Source organism: Microcoleus sp. w2-18bC1, from assembly GCF_036700365.1.
GTDB lineage: Bacteria > Cyanobacteriota > Cyanobacteriia > Cyanobacteriales > Microcoleaceae > Microcoleus.
This window is the reverse complement of record NZ_JAUBOS010000007.1, coordinates 102,759-121,746: the sequence shown is the minus strand read 5'-3', so window position 1 is coordinate 121,746 and position 18,988 is coordinate 102,759. Positions and strand designations below refer to the sequence as shown.

General features: G+C 44.9%; 17 protein-coding genes. 5 read left to right on the top strand and 12 right to left on the bottom strand.

What is annotated here, in order from left to right; genetic code table 11:
• Nucleotides 1-124: 124 nt before the first annotated feature.
• On the bottom strand, nt 125-1,072 hold the full coding sequence (locus QT979_RS07115) for a glycosyltransferase (protein ID WP_333308962.1): 948 nt from the start codon (nt 1,070-1,072) through the stop codon (nt 125-127).
• Between the two features lie 94 nt (nt 1,073-1,166).
• A complete protein-coding gene (locus tag QT979_RS07110) occupies nt 1,167-1,637 on the bottom strand; it encodes a tetratricopeptide repeat protein (RefSeq protein WP_333216533.1) in 471 nt (156 codons plus the stop codon).
• 76 nt (nt 1,638-1,713) lie between these two features.
• On the opposite strand from QT979_RS07110, the gene QT979_RS07105 reads away from it, so the two are divergent.
• Both QT979_RS07105 and QT979_RS07100 read left to right on the top strand, forming a co-directional pair.
• The gene (locus QT979_RS07105) at nt 1,714-3,057 is read left to right on the top strand and encodes a glycosyltransferase family 4 protein (RefSeq protein ID WP_333308915.1); all 1,344 of its coding nucleotides are present in this window, start codon (nt 1,714-1,716) and stop codon (nt 3,055-3,057) included.
• Between the two features lie 34 nt (nt 3,058-3,091).
• The gene (locus QT979_RS07100; RefSeq protein ID WP_333216537.1) at nt 3,092-5,014 is read left to right on the top strand and encodes a hypothetical protein; all 1,923 of its coding nucleotides are present in this window, start codon (nt 3,092-3,094) and stop codon (nt 5,012-5,014) included.
• A gap of 409 nt (nt 5,015-5,423) precedes the next feature.
• Here the strand turns inward: QT979_RS07100 and QT979_RS07095 are convergent, their stop codons facing one another.
• Both QT979_RS07095 and upp read right to left on the bottom strand, forming a co-directional pair.
• Nucleotides 5,424-5,630 carry a hypothetical protein gene (locus QT979_RS07095; protein WP_333207029.1) on the bottom strand — a complete coding sequence of 69 codons (207 nt, stop codon included), beginning with the start codon at nt 5,628-5,630 and terminating at the stop codon, nt 5,424-5,426.
• A 260-nt stretch (nt 5,631-5,890) separates the two neighbouring features.
• Nucleotides 5,891-6,526 carry a uracil phosphoribosyltransferase gene (gene upp, locus QT979_RS07090; protein ID WP_333214988.1) on the bottom strand — a complete coding sequence of 212 codons (636 nt, stop codon included), beginning with the start codon at nt 6,524-6,526 and terminating at the stop codon, nt 5,891-5,893.
• Between the two features lie 600 nt (nt 6,527-7,126).
• On the opposite strand from upp, the gene QT979_RS07085 reads away from it, so the two are divergent.
• Nucleotides 7,127-7,702: a DUF4360 domain-containing protein gene (locus tag QT979_RS07085; protein ID WP_333214990.1), complete on the top strand. Its 576-nt coding sequence runs from the start codon at nt 7,127-7,129 to the stop codon at nt 7,700-7,702.
• 381 nt (nt 7,703-8,083) lie between these two features.
• Here the strand turns inward: QT979_RS07085 and QT979_RS07080 are convergent, their stop codons facing one another.
• The 4 genes from QT979_RS07080 to QT979_RS07065 all read right to left on the bottom strand — a co-directional run bounded on the left by QT979_RS07080 (nt 8,084) and on the right by QT979_RS07065 (nt 13,013).
• The gene (locus QT979_RS07080; protein ID WP_333214992.1) at nt 8,084-9,331 is read right to left on the bottom strand and encodes a URC4/urg3 family protein; all 1,248 of its coding nucleotides are present in this window, start codon (nt 9,329-9,331) and stop codon (nt 8,084-8,086) included.
• Nucleotides 9,328-10,410, bottom strand: a complete 1,083-nt coding sequence (locus QT979_RS07075; RefSeq protein ID WP_333308912.1) for an adenylate/guanylate cyclase domain-containing protein — start codon at nt 10,408-10,410, stop codon at nt 9,328-9,330. The genes QT979_RS07080 and QT979_RS07075 overlap by 4 nt, the downstream gene beginning before the upstream one ends.
• Before the next feature lie 89 nt (nt 10,411-10,499).
• On the bottom strand, nt 10,500-11,747 hold the full coding sequence (locus QT979_RS07070) for a GTP cyclohydrolase II (protein ID WP_333214996.1): 1,248 nt from the start codon (nt 11,745-11,747) through the stop codon (nt 10,500-10,502).
• A 357-nt stretch (nt 11,748-12,104) separates the two neighbouring features.
• Nucleotides 12,105-13,013 (bottom strand): class I SAM-dependent methyltransferase, encoded by a 909-nt coding sequence (locus tag QT979_RS07065; protein ID WP_333308910.1) that lies wholly within the window; start codon nt 13,011-13,013, stop codon nt 12,105-12,107.
• Between the two features lie 319 nt (nt 13,014-13,332).
• Here QT979_RS07065 and QT979_RS07060 point away from each other — a divergent pair, with 319 nt between their 5' ends.
• Both QT979_RS07060 and queC read left to right on the top strand, forming a co-directional pair.
• Complete coding sequence (locus QT979_RS07060; RefSeq protein WP_333308908.1) at nt 13,333-14,673, top strand: cytosine deaminase; 1,341 nt, start codon at nt 13,333-13,335, stop codon at nt 14,671-14,673.
• 240 nt (nt 14,674-14,913) lie between these two features.
• Complete coding sequence (gene queC, locus QT979_RS07055; RefSeq protein WP_333308906.1) at nt 14,914-15,588, top strand: 7-cyano-7-deazaguanine synthase QueC; 675 nt, start codon at nt 14,914-14,916, stop codon at nt 15,586-15,588.
• Between the two features lie 368 nt (nt 15,589-15,956).
• On the opposite strand, the gene QT979_RS07050 is transcribed toward queC, so the two are convergent.
• The 4 genes from QT979_RS07050 to QT979_RS07035 form a co-directional block, all read right to left on the bottom strand.
• Nucleotides 15,957-16,415, bottom strand: a complete 459-nt coding sequence (locus QT979_RS07050; RefSeq protein WP_333308904.1) for an ISAs1 family transposase — start codon at nt 16,413-16,415, stop codon at nt 15,957-15,959.
• Nucleotides 16,416-16,668: 253 nt separating this feature from the next.
• Entirely contained in the window at nt 16,669-17,004 is a 336-nt protein-coding gene (locus tag QT979_RS07045) for an ISAs1 family transposase (protein WP_333308961.1), read from the bottom strand.
• 453 nt (nt 17,005-17,457) lie between these two features.
• The gene (locus QT979_RS07040) at nt 17,458-18,192 is read right to left on the bottom strand and encodes a hypothetical protein (protein ID WP_333308902.1); all 735 of its coding nucleotides are present in this window, start codon (nt 18,190-18,192) and stop codon (nt 17,458-17,460) included.
• 105 nt (nt 18,193-18,297) lie between these two features.
• Entirely contained in the window at nt 18,298-18,978 is a 681-nt protein-coding gene (locus QT979_RS07035; RefSeq protein WP_333308900.1) for a dual OB domain-containing protein, read from the bottom strand.
• Nucleotides 18,979-18,988: the final 10 nt, after the last annotated feature.

The window sequence follows — 18,988 nt, the reverse complement described above, 5'->3', positions numbered from 1 at the left end:
ACAATCCCCGGCAAGTTCTTGCTCTAGCACAATCTGATCAAATCTCAAGGCCAGACAAAACCCCGTACTCTAATTAAAATTAATATATTATCCGCGGCTGATAATGAATAATTATTATTGATGGTTATTTCATCAACTCTCGCACAAGCTCAAACGCCCTGGGACGCAACTCGACGGGCAGCAACGACAATCCCAAACCCGCCCACATTTTCGTCGCAGAAACCGACTTTCCAGCTCGCACCATCAGGCGTCCTTTTGCAGTTTCACCCACCTCAATCAGTCGCAAACCTAGCGCTAATTGAGTTTCTGTAATCCTTTTGAGCCTGACAGTTTCCAACTTCTCCGACTCAAACTCGTAGCCTGTCAAATAGCGCAATTTATCGCTTAAATACGGAATTGCCCGATCGACTCCTTGCTGTCCTGCGTGAAATCGATACTCCATCAACAGCTCCGGCAAGTAATAGCACTTTTTGCCCGCAATCGCAAGTCTCACCAACAAATCGTTATCTTCGCAATTTTGCAAATTCGGCCGCAGAAATCCGACTTCTTCCAGCGCGCGGCGGCGAAACAAAGTCGCCCCTATTTGCAAACTCTGTCTCAGAAACACTGCTTCGAGCAAATCTTCAATAATTCCAGCCGACAACTCGGTGCGCCCCCACCGCTGCGAATTGAGTTTCGTCTGGTTTTCATCCATATAATTGTTAATGTCGATCACCCAGTGATCTGTACTGACAAAATCGATGCTGGGGTCTTTATCTAAAATAGCCGATGTCCGCTCTAAAAATTGCGCGCTCAGGCGATCGTCATCGTCAAACTTGATAAAATATTTGCCCCTTGCTGCCGCAAAGCCCGATCGCATATTATTACTCTTGCCGATATTCTGCGGGTGGCGAATGTAGCGAATCCCGCGATCGACAAATTCCGACATCAACAGAGGAGTGCTGTCAGTAGAACCGTCATCACAGATAATTAATTCAAAATCTGTATAAGTTTGATCTAGCACGCTGGCGATCGCACTAGCCAGCAGATGCACTCGATTGTAAGTAGGAATGCAAACGCTAATTTTCGGCACTACGACTATTTTCAATTTTAGATTGTGGAAAAAATTCGCACTTCAGTCCAGGGAAATAAACCACCAATGCCCAATGCCCAATGCCCTATGTATTTTAATTTAAACGAGCCGTACATTCGAGAATTAACTTTTGATTCACCAAAGCAAAAGGTTGAATTTCCAAAGCGCGACGAAAAGCTTGAATAGCATTTAGGTATTCTCCCAAGGCAGCGTAGCACAAACCCAGACCGTGCAACGCCCCAAAATGTACCGGGTTCAGTTTGAGGACAATTTCGCAGTCCTCGATCGACTTTTTATAATTTCCTTGAGTATAGTGAAGTACGGCGCGTCGGTTCCAAGCTTCCGCAAAATCCGGCGCTTCCGCAATCAATTTCGTCAGCAAATCCAAAGCGTGGTGAACATCGCCTGCATCCAGCGAAACTTGCGATCGCCTGAGAATTTGCATCCCATACTCACCCTTCTGGTTAAACCAAGTGCGCCAGAGTTCTGTAGTTGCCCGATCGCGCACGATTTCGTCCGGCTTTTTCAAGTCTTCGAGCAGCGCCTTAACAGATAATTCGTCCATAGGTGCGAAGATTGTTAAAAAGATTTTATCAATTAATTTTATCGCGCAAGCGGCAACTTTATTTATTCCACATCCCATGAAGATTTTGATGCTTTCCTCGACTTTTCCCTATCCGCCAAGCCGCGGAGGAACTCAGGTAAGGACGTTTAATTTATTACAATACTTGAGCCAGCGGCATGAGGTAATTCTCGGCACTGTACGATCGCCCGATGTCACCAATGCACAAATCGACGCATTGCGCCAGCAAGTTGCAGAATTGGCAGTTTTTCCCCATCCGCAGACACCCCCCCAACCCCCCCTTGCTAAGGGGGGGCTAAGACTCCAGCAGGAGACTGAGGAAGGATTTTTACCTCCCCCCCTTAATAAGGGGGGGACTGAGGGGGGGTTCTCTGAAATAATAGGAAAATTCCACAGATTCAGTCGATTTTTGTTGTCCGGGACACCTCCAAACGTACTCTCAAGCTACTCCCAAGCAATGCAGAATTGGGCAGACGAATTGGTAACAGCAGGCAAATGCGATACTGTCACCTGCGAACACAGCGTTAACGAGATTTACGTGCGTCCAGAATGGCGGCAAAAACTGTTGACAGTAGCAAACATTCACAGTTCCGTTTGGGGAACTTGCAGGGAAATGTTAGCAACCGGCACCTCCGAAAAACCCCTGCGCGATCGACTAAATTTACCCCTACTCGCCCGCTACGAAAAACGCTACTGTGCCAAATTCTCCCGCATTGTCGCGACAACATCCACAGACAGAGAGCAACTCCTCGAATTACTGTTGCCTCCGGTTCGAGTGCGAGGAAAACAAGATTTTTTTGTACCTCCCATAGATGTAATTCCTAACGGCGTGGATTTAACTCAATTTCCCTATCGATCGATCGATCCGGGAGGACACACCTTAATTTTTGCAGGCGCAATGAACAATTTGCCCAATATTGACGCGGCGAGGTTTCTCAGTTTGCAAATAATGCCGCCTTTGCAGCAGCGGTATCCCGATGCTACCCTCATCCTAGTCGGGGCTTCGCCAGTCCCGGAAGTGATCGCCTTGGGGGAACTTCCGGGAATTCAAGTAGTAGGTCGGGTGCAAAGGGTGGCAGAATATTTGCATCAAGCTGCTGTTTGTGTGGTGCCAATGCGGATTGGTTTTGGGATTAAAAATAAAACTTTGGAGGCGATGGCTGCGGGAACTCCCGTGGTTGCTAGCGATCGAGGTTTGGAGGGTTTAGTCGTCGATGGCGGCCCACAACCGACAAGGGCCTTGCGGGCGAACGAAGTTCACGAGTATGTTGAGGCGATCGCCAGTTTGTTTGAAAATCAGCAGCTAAGACAGGAGATCTCTGTCAACGCTCGATCGCTCGTTGACAGCCAATACACTTGGGATATCATAGGTCGGCAGTACGATCGGCTATTGCAATTTTAAACTCTAAATTCTAAAATCTAAATTCTAAAATGGCATGATGGAACACAAAATTAACCCCTCAAAAAATCGAGCCAAACCCCCAGAAAATCCCAAAGTTGCTCCTCCCCCGACAAGACGCCGTCGCCAAACCCGACGCCCCAAAAATCTTCAAGAGTCCCAGCGTCCAATACCTACTCCCCGAACTCGCGCCAGATATCCCTGGAAAAGACTGATAACTAATTTGACAGCCCTCAGCGTCTTGTGTGGCTGTGCAGCTTTAATGGGAGGCGGCGCTTGGCTGAGTTATCAGCTAATTGTCGATCCCAATGGCAACAAGTTGATCTCTCAGTTTGTGCCGGAATGGTCGCGCCTGCCTACAGGTAGTAGAGATTCGATCCAAACTCTCGATCAAATCAAAGCCAGCATCCGCAAATTGGGATTCGTAACCGGAGAAGCCCTGCCGCTTCCCGTCGATCAATCCCGCGATAATTCTATTTCCGATTTGCTATTGCCGGTAATGGTAGAAAGAACTGTTAAGGCTTCTACTGTTTGCAAAAATCCTTGTCGTCAAATTGTCGAACTTCGGGTGTACAAGCGGGTGCAGCTTCCCGATCGCAGTTCCGATAAAGAGCAGTATTTTCAGCTAGCAAGTTCTGTGAATCTAGAAGGCCCTGCGGAATCTTTTGTCATTGCTTCTTTAGCTGACTCTACATCTAACAATCAAGCCTCCAATCAGTCCCTACCCCTAACAGAACTGCGGCGATTTGACGGAAAGCCCCCCGCCTCCGGCATTTGGTTTAATGTCAGTGGTCAACTAAAGCAGGGCGAAAAGAAAATTCCCTACGGACAAGTCGTTCGCTACAACCCCAGCCAAAATCATTTAATGCCGCTGTTGGAGTGGGCCAGTGCGGCTGGACAACCGCCGAATTGGCAGCAAATTGTTAAGGGCGAAAACCCGCAGTTGGCGATCGACCAAACAGTTGGTTTAGAGCCACAATTTACCCTTTATCAAATTGGCCCGCGCAAATTTTTGCCCAACCCAGTTCAGTTAACCGCGATTTCTTTAGAAGAATTTGCCTTCAATGACGAGACTTACAAAAATGGGCTGCGACTTGCCAAAAGCGGTCTGTGGTCTCCAGCATTAAATGTCATGCGTGTGGCGAAGGGGAAAGCTGGCAAAAATTGGCCGGCTGTCGCGCAAGCTCAGCTAGAAACGATCGAATTTCACGCTAAAATTACTCGTGCTCAGGCGATCGCATCTTGGGCCAGTCCCGGTCAACAAGTTCTCGCAGAATTGATCGACGGCCGCTGGAGTGAAGCTTTGCAAGTATTTGAAGCCGATCCGAGTAACAGTCACGAAATAGCCACCACCCTCAAAAATGACAGCGGGCGGATCTGGAACCGCATCGATGCAGCCTTGAGAGTAAATGCCGCTGACGCCGATGTCAAGGCTTGGGGCGCCCTGATTGTAGCGTCTCAAGACGGAACTCGTGAGGCGATGAATTGGCTCGACCAGCAATCAGATACTGACAGCGAAACAAGAACTCGAATTCGGAATTTGGTCAACAAACTTCAGGAAGCAGTTTCTCAGGCGGAAAGTTTAGAAGACCACAAGAGTCAAATTATGGGTTCTGCTACTTTAATTAACAGTGTCAATCCCGCTGAGTGGCTGGAACCAGAACCGAACAATGAGTTAAAATTGGCAGGAGAACAAGTTTGGTATCAGGTGCAGGTAGCGAGTTTTTACGACGGTAGCCGCTGGGTTAATTCACCATTTTCTGATGTAGAAGTGAGCTCTTTTCCTGCTACCCAAGTCAAGTGGCTCTGGGGGCGGCTAGGATTACAGGCTGACCCCAAGATTAAAATTGAGGTAGCGATGGCTAACGGTCAACAAAGAGTTGCTGTGGGAACGGTGAAAGCAGTGCAGATTCAAGACGGAAGTCTGCGCTTGCTGGCGGCGGTTGACAAGCGATCGTAATCTGGTCGAAAGCATTCGGCAGATATAGCCATCCTCGCATCATTTGTGAATTTCTTACTCCCTCCCCTTGATAAGGGGAGGGTTGGGGTGGGGTAAAAAATTTACGACTCCTGCAAGGATTGCTATAGAACACTCCCGGAGACACTCTTGACACAAAGAAACCGGGGTTTTTTACCATTTCTGCCGATCGCAACAGAAGTATTTTCGTAAAAAAACCCGGCTTCCTTCCACCTGTACGTCCAAAACTAGGAAAAAGGAAAATTATTTCTTTTGCCCCTCCCGCAACTACGAAAGCAGCGCAATCTCAAAACTCTTACCCTTACTCCTCTCGAACTCGGACAACAATGCAGACAAAAATTTTGTTAATTTAATTAATTAACACAACCTGTGCATAAAAAACCCAGAGATGTCAAATCGCGCCCTTTTTAGAGAGTGCTGCAATCATCTGCCGTTTCACTGCTTTAGCCCAAAGCTCAAACTCCAAACTGTTGATATTCTGAATTTTCACTTCCTCAACAGGCTGAGTTGGGGCTTCTTTCTGTGCTGTAGTCTCCATTGTTTTTTCCCTCGTCAAAAAAATGTTAGTAGTCGATCGCAAACGGTTAGCATCATACATCTATTTTAATAACTAATTCTGGCAATTAATTACACTAAAGGCATAGAATTTAACCATCAAATGCAGTAAATACATCTAGATTATGCAATTTACGAATTTAATGTAAGAAAGCCCTACAACCATTGTTATATATAGGCTTTTCCTGACATTAAAATTTTACAATTTACATTGTATGGCACTATCAAACCAATGATTATGTTAGTAAACTTATTTTTAAATGAATGTATTGGCATATACAGCAGAAAATAATTTGATTGAATTCACATAGTGCCGTAAAGTCGATCGCCCGCATCTCCCAGTCCAGGTACAATATAGCCGTGCTCGTCCAAACACTCGTCAACAGCAGCCGTATAAATCTGCACGTCAGGGTGTTGTTCGTGAAAGTGCCCCACTCCCTCCGGCGCTGCCAGCAAGCACAAAAATTTAATAGACTTCGGATTAACTTCTTTCAGCCTATCCACTGCCGCCACTGCTGAATTACCAGTAGCCAGCATCGGATCGACAATTAAAACATCTCGCTGTTCGATATCCTGGGGAACTTTGAAATAATATTCAATCACCATCCGAGTTGTCGGATCGCGGTACAAACCAATATGTCCTACCCTCGCAGACGGAATCAGCTCTAAAATACTATCTAACAGTCCCTGACCAGCGCGCATAATCGAAATAATCACAATTTTCTTTTCTGCAGCCAGCACAGGTGCATTCATTTTGGCGATCGGCGTTTCTATTAGTTCGTATTTTAGCGGCAAATCTCTCGTCACTTCATAGGCTAGCAGCATTCCAATCTCTTTCAGCAGTTGGCGAAATTTCGCCGTGCTCGTTTGAGTTTGCCGCATGAGAGTTAACTTGTGCTGTATCAAAGGATGGTCGATGACAGTAACTTTAGCACTCATTTTTTTGAATAATTAATTTGCTTAATTCTAACTTATCAGCCATTGAGGCATTCTTGACGCGAAAAAAACCCGGTCTCTGCCCCCCTTCCCTCCAGGAATACTTATATCAAGCCCCTATTAAAAACACGAATGCGCGCATAAAATTCGCTCCGACAATTGCCTTTCATCCGCCCAGTGCGACACTAAGTATGCGAGGTTTGAAAATACGCAAATATGTCATTATCTCGTTTCCTCTCTTTCCCGCACTCTTCCTAAGAACGCAGATCCGGGTTCAAAAGCCTCCCCACTGGTTTCGCTGTCTCGCACTCCATCCCAACCCAATAACACAGATCCGGAGTTTCGCACCGAAATCTTCCGGAACTTTTACCAACAGATATGAATCTTAAGAAGTATCAACATAAAACCTATTTTTTCGATTAATTCACTAATCGAAAAAACCTGAATAGGAACTGCACATGAGGTTATAAGCTTGGCTTGACTGGCTTTTCATCTTGCAACATGAAGGCGGCAATATCCAAGTTGAAAACAGATTACCTAAATTCAGTTCTATTTTTTTAGGGTGCTCCTAACACACCACTGAACTTATTAAGGAGAACATCCATGAAGTTTGTAAAACTATTGCTAGCTACGGCATTAATGACTGCTTCTATCAGCCCCACCTTGGCTAATCCGGCGGCCGTTCAAATTTTAGGTGCAAGCTACGGCGGTAGCGGTTGCCCCGATCGCTCCGCCAGCGTCAGCGTCAGCCCCGACGGTCAAGAACTCACCATCCTATTTGACAAGTTTGCAGCCCTGGGAAATGTCTCAACAGAAAGCCGGAAAAGCTGCAATCTGAGCATTCCCATCAAAGTACCCCAAGGCTACCAAATTTCTATCTACGATGCTGATTACCGCGGCTACGTCGCTCCTAAAACCACAGGCAACCTGCGGGCAGAATACTTTTTCGCTGGCGCCCGTGGCCCAGTTTTTAATCGGAATCTCAGCGGCGAAACTAACTACAATGTTCGAGATAGCTTAGCCACTGTAGCTAATGTTTGGTCTCGCTGCGGCGACAGTGTAAATATGAGAGTAAATGCTTCGATGACAGCCCGCGGTGCCGGCATGGCCACCGTTGACTCCTTCGATTTGGCCCATCGCGGTTTAGTTTATCACGTCAAATATCGCACTTGTCGCTAAGCAGCTTGTTGGGAGTGTAGTGTGAGGTATTGTTTTCAGGTTTGAATTTTGAATTTTAAGTTGGAAGAGGGAATCATTTTCCCTCTTCCTTCTTGCTTCTTCCCTCTTGCTTTTTCCCTCTTCCCTCTTCCCTTTTCCTTCTTCCTGACATCCGTTACATCTGATATCTTGCACCATTGTCAGCAACAGGCAAGATGCCTGTTCCACAAGAAAATCTACTCTTTGTGGAACGGGCCGGAGAGCCCGTTCTTGAGAATGGTGCAAGATGTGAGTTACATCCGTTACATCGGTTATAGAATCCGTTGCCGAACTTCCCTTTTTCTTCTTCCTGACATCCGTTACATCCGTTATAGAATCCGTTGCCGAACTTCCTTCTTCTCTCTAAAACACAGTGCCGTCACTTTCAATCTGAATTGGTGGCACTCCACCAGCCCTCAATTCCCCCGCAATTTTTCGCCCCGCCGCCCAAGTTCCTCCTTGCAAAATCTTCACCAGCGGCAATTCTGTCTTATTCAAATGCAGCTTTTCTCGAATAGCTGCAGCAATTTTATCTAAAAGATTCACAGTCAGCGATCGCCATTCTACTATAACTTCCGAACCCGGCAAGTAACTCTGTTCAAAAATAGCCGAATCTTTTGCCCGCAGCAGCCCGATATCCAAACACAAACCGCCGTTGCGGTACTCCGGCAATCCCGTTAACTCATCCAATCCCGTGACTTCTAAATCAAGTTCTTGCAGGGGTTCCAACAGCGAATAAGTCAACCACTGCGAGAGTTTGTGAAACGGCACGAATTCATCTCCCAGATTTTCTCCTGTTAAAGCCGGATGCTGCCAAACATCGCCTAAATTGACTCCACCAATTGCATATCTTCCCGGCCAAATTTCCCCAAAACCTGTCAAAACAGCGCTCAACACAACCGCAGCATTCACAGTTTTGGTTTCATAAACCCGACTGTCGAGCAAGTATTTTGCCAAATTACCGGGACGCGGGTTTTCGCTGCCAAATAATAATGGATGCTGGCAAATCGCATTTCCCAAACGCTGCAATAATTCTAATCTGCCTGTTAAACCAACTAGCGGATTGTCTCGACTTACCTGAAATCCAGCAGCTAAGGTTTCTAGTTTTAATTGAGAAAGTCCGCGAAAATCAGCTTGCCAAGGAAAAGCGGGATTGCTGGAAAAAACACCTTGACAAAACATCCGCAAGCTGGCTATTGCTAACCCTTCAGAACGGCGGTAAACCTGTCCGGTTTCAGGTTCGCAATACTGCCAATCTGCACCAGCACCGGCATCGAGCAAAACGCTGATAATTGCTAAATCAAATTTGATCTTAGCTTGCTCTATGAGTGCAAATTCTGCTAAAGCTGCATTCAATTCGGCGAGTCGCGACAAGTTGCCAGCTTCAAAATGTCGCCAGCGACTGTGAAAGGGAATGTTAAAATCGGGATACTGTTGGCGCGTTGTGTCAATTACATAATTTGCTGCTTTGTCGAGTTGGGATAAATCGACACGGAAGTAGCGGAGTTTGTCCTGGCGGGCTAAATCAAAAAGCCGATCGCACTTTTGGCGAATAGCAGCCGGCGTTCTCAGATATTCTACAATCTCAAGTTCAATATTTTGCAACTTCATGTAACCAAACACCGATAAACATCGTTTTCTTGAAAAAAGTCAAACTGAGTGTAATCTAAAAGATTATCTAAAATCACATTTTTATCGATTTTGATCAGCTTATATTCCCACTTCGATCCGCTGACTTCGCGTTTTATTTGATCGGAAACTATCACCGAATTTCTTTCTCTACCCGGAGTTACTATTTTACTTAAATCTTCCAGTCTGTCGGCTATGTGAATATCTTTTCCGTAAGTGCAAGACCGAAATATATATAAATTTCCCTTAGCAACTCCCACCGACAAGCCACAAGGTATTTGATTGGCGTCAATAAAAAGTTTCCAATTCTCGCACAGACTTTCCATTGCCGCTAAGGCTGAGTGAGCTTCCGGGAAAGTCAACAAATGCGAATCCCCAACAATACTCCGAATGGTGCCACCGTATTCTTCGCAAATTGTTTTTTCAAAAGTATCAAAGTTGGTGAGCAAATATTCCACATCTTTGATAGAATTAGATTCTTGATAAGCTATAAAACCTCTCAAATCTGCTTTAATGATTGCTTGATTCTTGATGATTCGCGTTTTGTAACTTTGGTCAACTTTGTATACTTTTTCAGGTTCGCTCATCCCTTTCAAAGAAAACTCGTTGACAAAAGACGTTTGCACTTCTGCTTTGTTGAGCGCCAGCCATGCTGCTTGGGACAAATATATTTCATCCGGCGGAGTTACAGATTCTATGCGCGCTGTTAAATTCACCGTATCGCCAAAGATATCTTTATCTTGATGCAAGACATCTCCTAATGTAATCGACACGCGAATAGCCAATCGTTCGTCGTTCGCCTTGCTAGATTGTTGCGCTCTCAATTCTTGCTGCATTTCTATGCCTGCTACTGCCGCTGCTGTGACGCTGGGAAAAATTATCCAAAATGAATCACCTTCCCCTTTGATCACGCTGCCTTCATTTCTGGCGCTAATATCTGAAACAAAAGTTTTATGCTCGTTTAACAAACTACTTAAGTCCGACTGAGATAATTTTTTGACTCTGGCGGTATATCCACAAATATCTGTTTTTACGATCACACTAGAACGCAAATTAGCCATAACCTACCCTGACTGATCAAAAACCAGCAATAAATTTCATTTAGCAAAGACGCGATTGTTCGCGTCCCATCGGTCGCGTCTTTGCCCTCTTAATCTCCTAAATCGCGTCCGATAGCTTCTGCAAGAATTGTAGCATCTGGCACAGGGTCAGGCGTGTAGTAGCCGGCGGCTTTTTTGGCGACGATTTCGACTTGTGCGTCTGCGGGAATCCAATCTTCAGGAATGGGGATGCGATCGACCACCTGAATGCCAGAATTGATAATCGCATTGTATTTCATATCGCTCATCGAAACTAAACTGTCTATTCGAGAGATCCCCAACCAGTGCAGCACGTCTGGCATTAGTTCTTGAAACCGCATATCTTGAACTCCCGCCACACATTCAGTGCGTGTAAAATAGGCATCAGCGCGATCGCCGCCTTCCTGCCGTTTTCTGGCATTGTACACCAAAAACTTAGTCACTTCCCCCAAAGCTCTCCCTTCCTTGCGGAAGTAAACTATTACCCCAGAACCGCCTGATTGGGCCGTTTGGATGCAAATTTCCATCCCGTGTACCAAATAAGGGCGACAAGTGCAGATATCGGAACTGAAGACATCTGAACCGTTGCATTCATCGTGTACACGTACCGCCAACTGCTTATCCGGGTCCGAAATATTCGCGACATCGCCAATAATATAAACCGTAGTTCCGCCAATTGGTGGCAAGAAAACGTGTAAGTCCGGCCGCGTCACTAAATCCGAGAACATTCCGCCTGTTTGCTCGAACAGAACACGGCGGAGAACGCTTTCTTGAACCCCAATCCGCCGAGCAATTCCCGGCAAATACCAAACCGGGTCGATCGCAACTTTAGTTACTGCTAAATTGCCACCTGCTTTGACTATTTTGCCATCAATTTGCACTCGCCCCTTAGCGATGGCATCTTGCAATTCCGGCATATTAATGTGAGCTTTAGTGACAGCAATTGTCGGTCGAATATCATATCCCTGCTGGAGAAATGAAGTATAAACTTCGCTAACCAAACCCCCAAAGGGATCGAGAGAAACAATCAAATTGTGATCGCCCCAACTCGCGTGTGGCCCGATGTGTGCGGCCGGAGAGGTGTTGGTAAAATCGGGGCGGTGATCTGCTTGGAGTGCGCCAGAAGCAACTGCTAGCGCGCGATAAACTGAGTAGGAACCCGAATGAGTGCCGATCGCATTCCGGTGAGACGATTTGGTAAGGCTACCAATCACAGGCCCCCGTTTCAGCGGATCGATTTCTCCCCAGTGGATGGGATGAGGTTTTGTGCCGGATCTGTCGGGATGGGATGTTAAAACTATATGCTTGGGTTTTGACACAGTTGTTTTTGGCTCTTACTATGGATGCTGCTGTTAGTTGAAAGTGAAATTGCAATTTGAAGCAGTGATTTATGATACCAACAGTACACACCTCCAGGGTTGAAACAATCGCGCTACCCACACACAACCTTTTCTCGGCTTGGGTTTCACGATAATAGGAGGTTTTCGTCGGATTTGATATAAGTCCAGAGTTCAATCTTTCCCAGTATAGCCAACACCAAAGCCAGCACAACTGCCAAACGCCAACTTTGAAGTTTTAAGATATGCGCGAAAAAAAAGATTTGAGATTCTGAGCCGCCGACGTGCACTCAATCTCAAATCTCAAATCTCAAATCAAATACTTTTGGTAAAAACGTCTTAATCCAGGCTTTGAGGGTGACAGAATTCCATTATAATTGCCTCACCTTCCCCGCGCGAGTCCAATTCCTTCGCCATGCGCTCAACACGTTCTTCAGAAAGGAAGAATCGGGTAACTTTGTGCGGTAAAAACCACCGATAGCGCAGCCACAAACAGATAGAGTAACGAAGGCTACCTGGTAAAGAGTAGGTGTAATTTCGCTGAATTGCCAAACCTGCCTTTTCGCCGGCTAGAGCCAAGGTTTTTGGAGTGTAACCGATCAGATTGTAAGGATAATCGGTGCTGTGCCAGCGCCAGCCCAGTTGCCGCGCGTATGGGCTGTCCGCGTTCGGTACAGCCACCCAAATGTAACCGTTTGGAGCCAGCAATTGTCTCATGCAGTCGAGTGTTTCTGCAGGCAAAGGCGTTGCTCCCAAAACGTGTGAACAGAGTATGACATCAAACTTTTCGTCAGTACCTTTTTCTGCAACGTATTCTTCTACAGTGCCAGTGAAAACATCGATACCGCATTCCCTGGCTGCTGCTGCTGCTGAGGAGCTAGGCTCAATTCCTGCCACCTCAACTCCGAGTTTTTTGAAGACTTGGATAATGGAACCTCCCCCGCATCCTACGTCTAACAGCCGCTTGCCTACAGGGATAGGAATGTGTCGGTATTCATTGAGTTTTTTGGCTTTTTTTACTACGTCTTCTTCGTCTGGTACGTAAGTATTGTAGCACTGCCAGCCTTCGGGGTAATAATCGCTCAGTTCATCCCATGTCGGGCGTGGATTTACGAATACTAAGCCACAATCTTCGCATCCGTAAACTGACCATTTAGGAGCCTCTTTTGGGTGGCGGGCTGTCCCCGCTGTGTACAGGAAGCTGATTTTTTGGGAGCTGCAAACTGGGCAATTTGTAAATTTTTGCATAGTTTCAGTTTCATGATTTGTACAGTTGCTAAGGGCAGTGGAACTACCACAATTTATTACCATTAGCTGAGCTGGTAGAGTACACCCATGCAAGCAGATCGAACACTAGGTTTATTTGCAAATCAGTGTTTGTAGATGCTCGGCTTGTTGGCGCTCGGCCCCCGATCGATCGGCGTTGTACAATTTTATGTCTAAATGGTTAGACTGAGAAGGTAGCATTTGTTACCGATAAGACAACTGACGCTCAACAGACAATGATTGTCGGTAGCGTTTTTGCGGTTGCGCTAAATTCTTAGGAAAATACTAACTCACAAAATTAATGTTGCCAAGTACATCTAATTATTTCCTCAAAAATGCTCGCGTGCCCGCGTCTCTTCTAGAGATGAAATCGATCGCGCCCTCAGCTTCTACTGTGGCGACAACGGGGAGTGAGAACAATTTTTGTTTGGTGGATTTGGAAATTGCAGCAGGGACGATCACCCACATTACTCCAGCATGTACAAAACCTGTATCCTCCTCTGGAGATATCCCAGTTATAGATTTGCAGGGCGGCTTAGTTTGGCCTTGTTTTGTGGATATGCACACCCATATAGACAAAGGTCACATTTGGGAACGATCGCCCAATCGCGATGGAACTTTTGCCAGCGCGATCGAAGCCGTAGGCGCTGACGCTCAAAAAAACTGGAATGCAGACGATGTTTACCGGCGAATGGAGTTCGGACTAAAGTGCAGCTACGCCCACGGAACCAAGGCTATCCGCACTCACATCGACAGCGCGGGCGAACAGGGAACTGTTAGTTTGGGAGTATTTGAAGCGCTGCAAGCCGAATGGGGCGATCGGCTGATCTTGCAAGCAGTTTCCTTGGTTTCCCTCGACTATTACCTGACACCCGCCGGCGAAAAATTAGCCGATCGCATGGCCCAAACCGGCGGCATTCTCGGCGGAGTCGCCTATATCAACCCCGACTTAGACAAACAACTCGATCGAGTTTTTGCCTTAGCCAAAGAACGAAATTTAAACCTCGACTTCCACACCGACGAAAACGACGATCCAGATTCAGTAACACTGCGGGAAGTCGCAAAAACCGCCATCCGCCATAAATTTTCCGGTCAAATTATCTGCGGACACTGCTGTAGTTTAGCCGTACAACCCTCAGATTTAGTAACAGAAACTATGGAATTAGTCAAGGAAGCAAATATTGGCATTGTCAGCTTGCCGATGTGCAACCTTTACCTGCAAGACCGAGAATCTGAGCATACACCGCGCTGGCGGGGAGTGACGCTAGTGCACGAACTCAAAGCAGCAGGAATTCCCGTTGCAGTTGCTAGCGACAATTGTCGCGATCCGTTTTACGGATTTGGCGATCACGATGTTTTAGAAGTTTTTAATATGGCAGTCCGTATCGCTCATTTAGATAGGCCTTATGGAGACTGGCCCTGTGCAGTGACAAAGACTCCAGCAGATTTAATGGGATTGCCGAATTTAGGACGAATTGCAGTGGGTTTACCTGCTGATTTGATTTTGTTTAAGGCTCGGAATTTCAGCGAATTGTTATCTAGAGCGCAGGGCGATCGCACAGTTTTGCGGCAGGGCATTAAAATTGAGACAACTTTGCCCGATTACCGCGAACTAGACGACTTGTTAGCAACGGAAATCTGACATTTTGTACGAATATCAAGAACAGGCAAGATGCCTGTTCCACAAAAGATGAATTTTCTTTCTACTCGTTAGTATGCAGAGCCGGGAAACAGTTAATTGAGTTTTGTGGAACGGGCAAGATGCCCGTTCTTGACAATGGTGTAATATGTAGGTTTTACAAAGCATTTAGCATTGGTATATTGTCAATTCGCCACTATTTTGATATAAATATAAAAGCTAATTCGAGTGAGGATGTTTTAAGTGAAAGCAGTTATTTTATTGTCGGGAGGGCTGGATTCCTCAACAGTTTTGTATCAAGCCAAAGCCGACGGCTGCGAGTGTTACGCTATTTCCTTTGACTACAAGCAAAGACATCGGCGGGAGTTGGAATCAGCAAAGGCGATCGCACTTTCGGCCGCAGTTAAGGCACATCAGGTGGTAAACTTTGACCTAACGCTTTGGGGCGGTTCGGCTTTGACGGATAATGAGATGGAATTGCCGATCGAGCGCAATCTTGCAGAAATGTCTCAAAACATCCCCATTACCTACGTTCCTGCCAGAAATACGATCTTTCTCAGCTTTGCCCTGGCCTACGCAGAAACTCTAGAAGCCGATCGCATTTACATCGGCGTCAACGCTTTAGATTATTCCGGCTATCCAGACTGCCGCCTCGATTACATCCAAGCAATGCAGGAAGTATTTCGGTTAGGAACAAAGCAGGGAAGAGAAGGAGAACCTATTAATATTGTAACACCTTTGATCGAACTTAAAAAAACAGAAATTATTCAATTAGGCAACAAATTAGGAGTACCTTGGGAGCAAACTTGGTCTTGCTATGCAGGCGGGGAAAATGCCTGCGGTGTTTGCGATTCTTGTCGCCTGCGGCTGGTGGCTTTTGAGGAATTGGGGCTGAAAGATCCGGTGCCTTACGCTTAAACAGGACTTACGCATTTCGTAGGGTGCGTCAGAGGTAAAACCTAATTATTTCGTACTCGCTTCAAGCCTGACGCACCTTACAAACAAGACTAAAATTCAGGCTGCTTATTTAGCTTCCGGCTCATCCTCAACTTCCGGTTGACCCAGGGGGAACGCATCTTATTGAACACTGTTCATCAGTGGTGAGTATATTTTGAGATAAATTCACCATTCTTAGAAACTACCGATACGCTTTGTAATGACTTTTTAGATAAAATAGGAACTAATTCATGGTGGTTTTTACTTAATGCTAATTTTGAGACAATAAAAATATTACAACCACTGTTTACAAGTTGTATAATAGTTATTAATGAGTTATTTGTGAGAATTTAGGTAACTGCAACAGCGAGAATCTTAGTCAAATAGTCATCATCCCACCCGGCTGGAAGTCGCTTATTTCTGGCTCCGGTTTTTGAGGTTTTTTCTTGATTCAAAAGATTAAGCGAGATGTGTCTAATCATAGCAAAGTTTTGCGGAGCATTATCTTTGCTAATTCGACAATCATCTTCACAAAAACCCACATCTAATACCCAATGTAAAGAATTTTCAATTCCCCAATGGCTGCGGACTGATTCACCAAATCTTTGAGCATTATTTGGTAAACTACTAATATAATAACGAGTTTCAATAGTTGTTTTTCCTTTCACTATTTTTACGGATTCTATCATACCTATACTATGAAGCTTCTCCCATTGATTGTCGGGATCTATCCGCTCTTTGATGTCACTTAACATGGTTGTAATGTCTGATTTCTTAGCGACCGTGATTATTCTCTTTCTTCGTCGCATGAGCTGTATGTGTAAATCCCGAAAATCCTTGTATAATTGCTTGTTTAAACAACTCTTCTACTCTGGCATACAGGGATGGTTGGTTCTTTTTTAAGGTGATTACGTAATCTCCTCCTTGTTCGACAATTGACTTCACAATTTATCTCTGACAGCCCATAGCATCAATACTGACAATGCTTCCCTTCAATTCTAATACTTTGAGTAAAGCCGGAATAGCTGTGATTTCATTAGACTTTTTATCAACCTTAACTTGTCATAAAACTAATCTTTGACTGGTCGCCCAAGCACTGACCATATGAATCGCTTTTTTGTCTCCTCCCCGTGAGTAATAATGGCGAAGAGTTTTGCCATCAAGTGCGATTACTTCTCCGGGATTCAAGCAGCTAATAGATTGAATCCAACTCAAAAAACATTTCTGAAATTGCTCAAGTTTGAGGCGAGAAAATACTCGCGCAATTGTGTCATGCGAAGGGATGCCATTCGGCAATTCTAAAATTTTCTTTAACCATTCGTATTTAGCACGCCCGTAACTTTCGATATCCACCCATGTATCAGCACCGCAAATCACAGCACAAATTGAAAGGGTGATAATATCAATTAATTGATGATGCTTCGTTTGCTCAATTCTGGGATCTTCTAAGTCGGAAAATGGTCGGCAATGGTGATTTTAGGTTTGAGTTTCATAATGTTAAGCTCTAATTGAATATTTTTTAGATGCTCAATAACTCTGCTCCAATATACCATATTCTGTTAACATAAAATTTAGATGCGTTCGCCCTGATGGAAAATACAATCGTGCTGCTCAAAGTTTAGCTTTTCCATTTTTGGCGATCGCAGAAGTACCCGGATTTATTGAACAAAGCAGGGCAATCGGACAAAGAGCAGCCGTCAGTTGGTTTCCGACAATAATTAGAAAAGATTTGCCACAGAGCGAGGAATAAAAAATGCACAATAGATACGCATAAACTCTATATTTAGCGTGTATATGGCGCACATTTTCGCTATAAATAGCGCCTCACACTCTAGAAAATATATATGCTCATTATTTCTTTCTCATCCTTCTCTGGGAACCTCTTTTAGGCAGCCGCTTAATTTCTGTTTCGCCTCCTTGAAATTCTACTTCTTCTCTAATTTCTACAGTGACACTTTTAACATCGCTTTCGGTCATTAGTTCCTTTTCATCAATTCCCTCATAATCCGGTAGATTTTCTATTAACTGCACGTCCAACCCAGAAGTTTGAACCGACGATTCTTCGATTTTTTTACTAATTTCAGTTTCTTCAAGCTCCTGCTCAATTTCCCCCCCCACTAAATCTTCCTCGAAAGCAGGGAAATCATCAAGTTCTTGACTAATTGCAGTTTCTCTGATTTCCTTGTCTACTAGCTGCATGGATAACTGCTGCTTTTCCCTTGACAATTCCTCAACCTTAGTTGCAAGCATTCTAATCTGTTCGTTGAGAACGCGAATTTCTCGGTTTTGCTGCTGAATCATTTCTTCGGCATCAGCAAGAGTTCGATTTCTCTCTAATATCACCTCATTTTTAGTTTCTAATTCCAAAGCGCTCATAGCCGCTTTAATTACATTATAAAAATGTGGCTTAGATACATCAACTTGTTTAGCATTATGGCGACTTTTTCCCAAAAGTCCAATCTTTTGTCCTTGCTTAACAGCCAAAACAAAACCTTGATGATTTTTTATTTTTAATTCTTTGACAAAATCTACTTGAACTAAACTGCAAATATATTTGTGACAGTCAAAATAAAATTCTGCTTTCATCAAAAAGCACCCCTTCCTGCTACAGTCCCGCAGAATTATACCACGAACAGAGTTTTTGCGGTAAATAAAAAGAAATAAATAATCGATCGCCCATTTTGGTCAAAACTAAATTTCATCATCAACAACATCTTCCGGCAACTCTACCACACCCGCAATCAACTTCCAACAAGGGTCATCCCCCTCCCAATCATCGGGCCGCCAAGGCATACTCAAACTCACTGTTACCAAACAAGCTTTTTGCGGTCGATACCCCAATTCTAACTTTCTAATAAACACCGGATCGGTAATTGTTGCAGTCAATCTTTGACCCTGATGCGTGACAATAGATCCTTCCCATTTATTACCCCCTTCAAATCTTTGACTTAACTTTTTTACCGTAAATCTTACTGCTTTGACTAATTGCAAACTTAGGCGATCGCACCTTGGCAAAGACTGCATATATTCCACCGTAACATATCGCAAATCGTTGTGCAAAATATATTCTTGACTCTGGCAATATTTCAGCAAATATGCTGGCGGAACTTTCCCTACTTGCCGCCATTTTCCCGGTAAAACAGAAAGATTTTCACACTCAAAGTCAAAGTCCGGCCCCGTCTTTGCCAGAGGAATTTCTAGAACATCTAACAACGCGGGTTCAAGTCTATTTATCTGCCGCATTTCTTTAGGAATTTGGCCATCTGGTAAGTCGGAAACCGGACGCACCCACTTACCTTGAAGTTCATTAATTCCGGCGATGCACCTGTCGCCGCGTTTCCAGGAATTAGCGAGACAAATTATCCGAGTCATTCGATTTTAG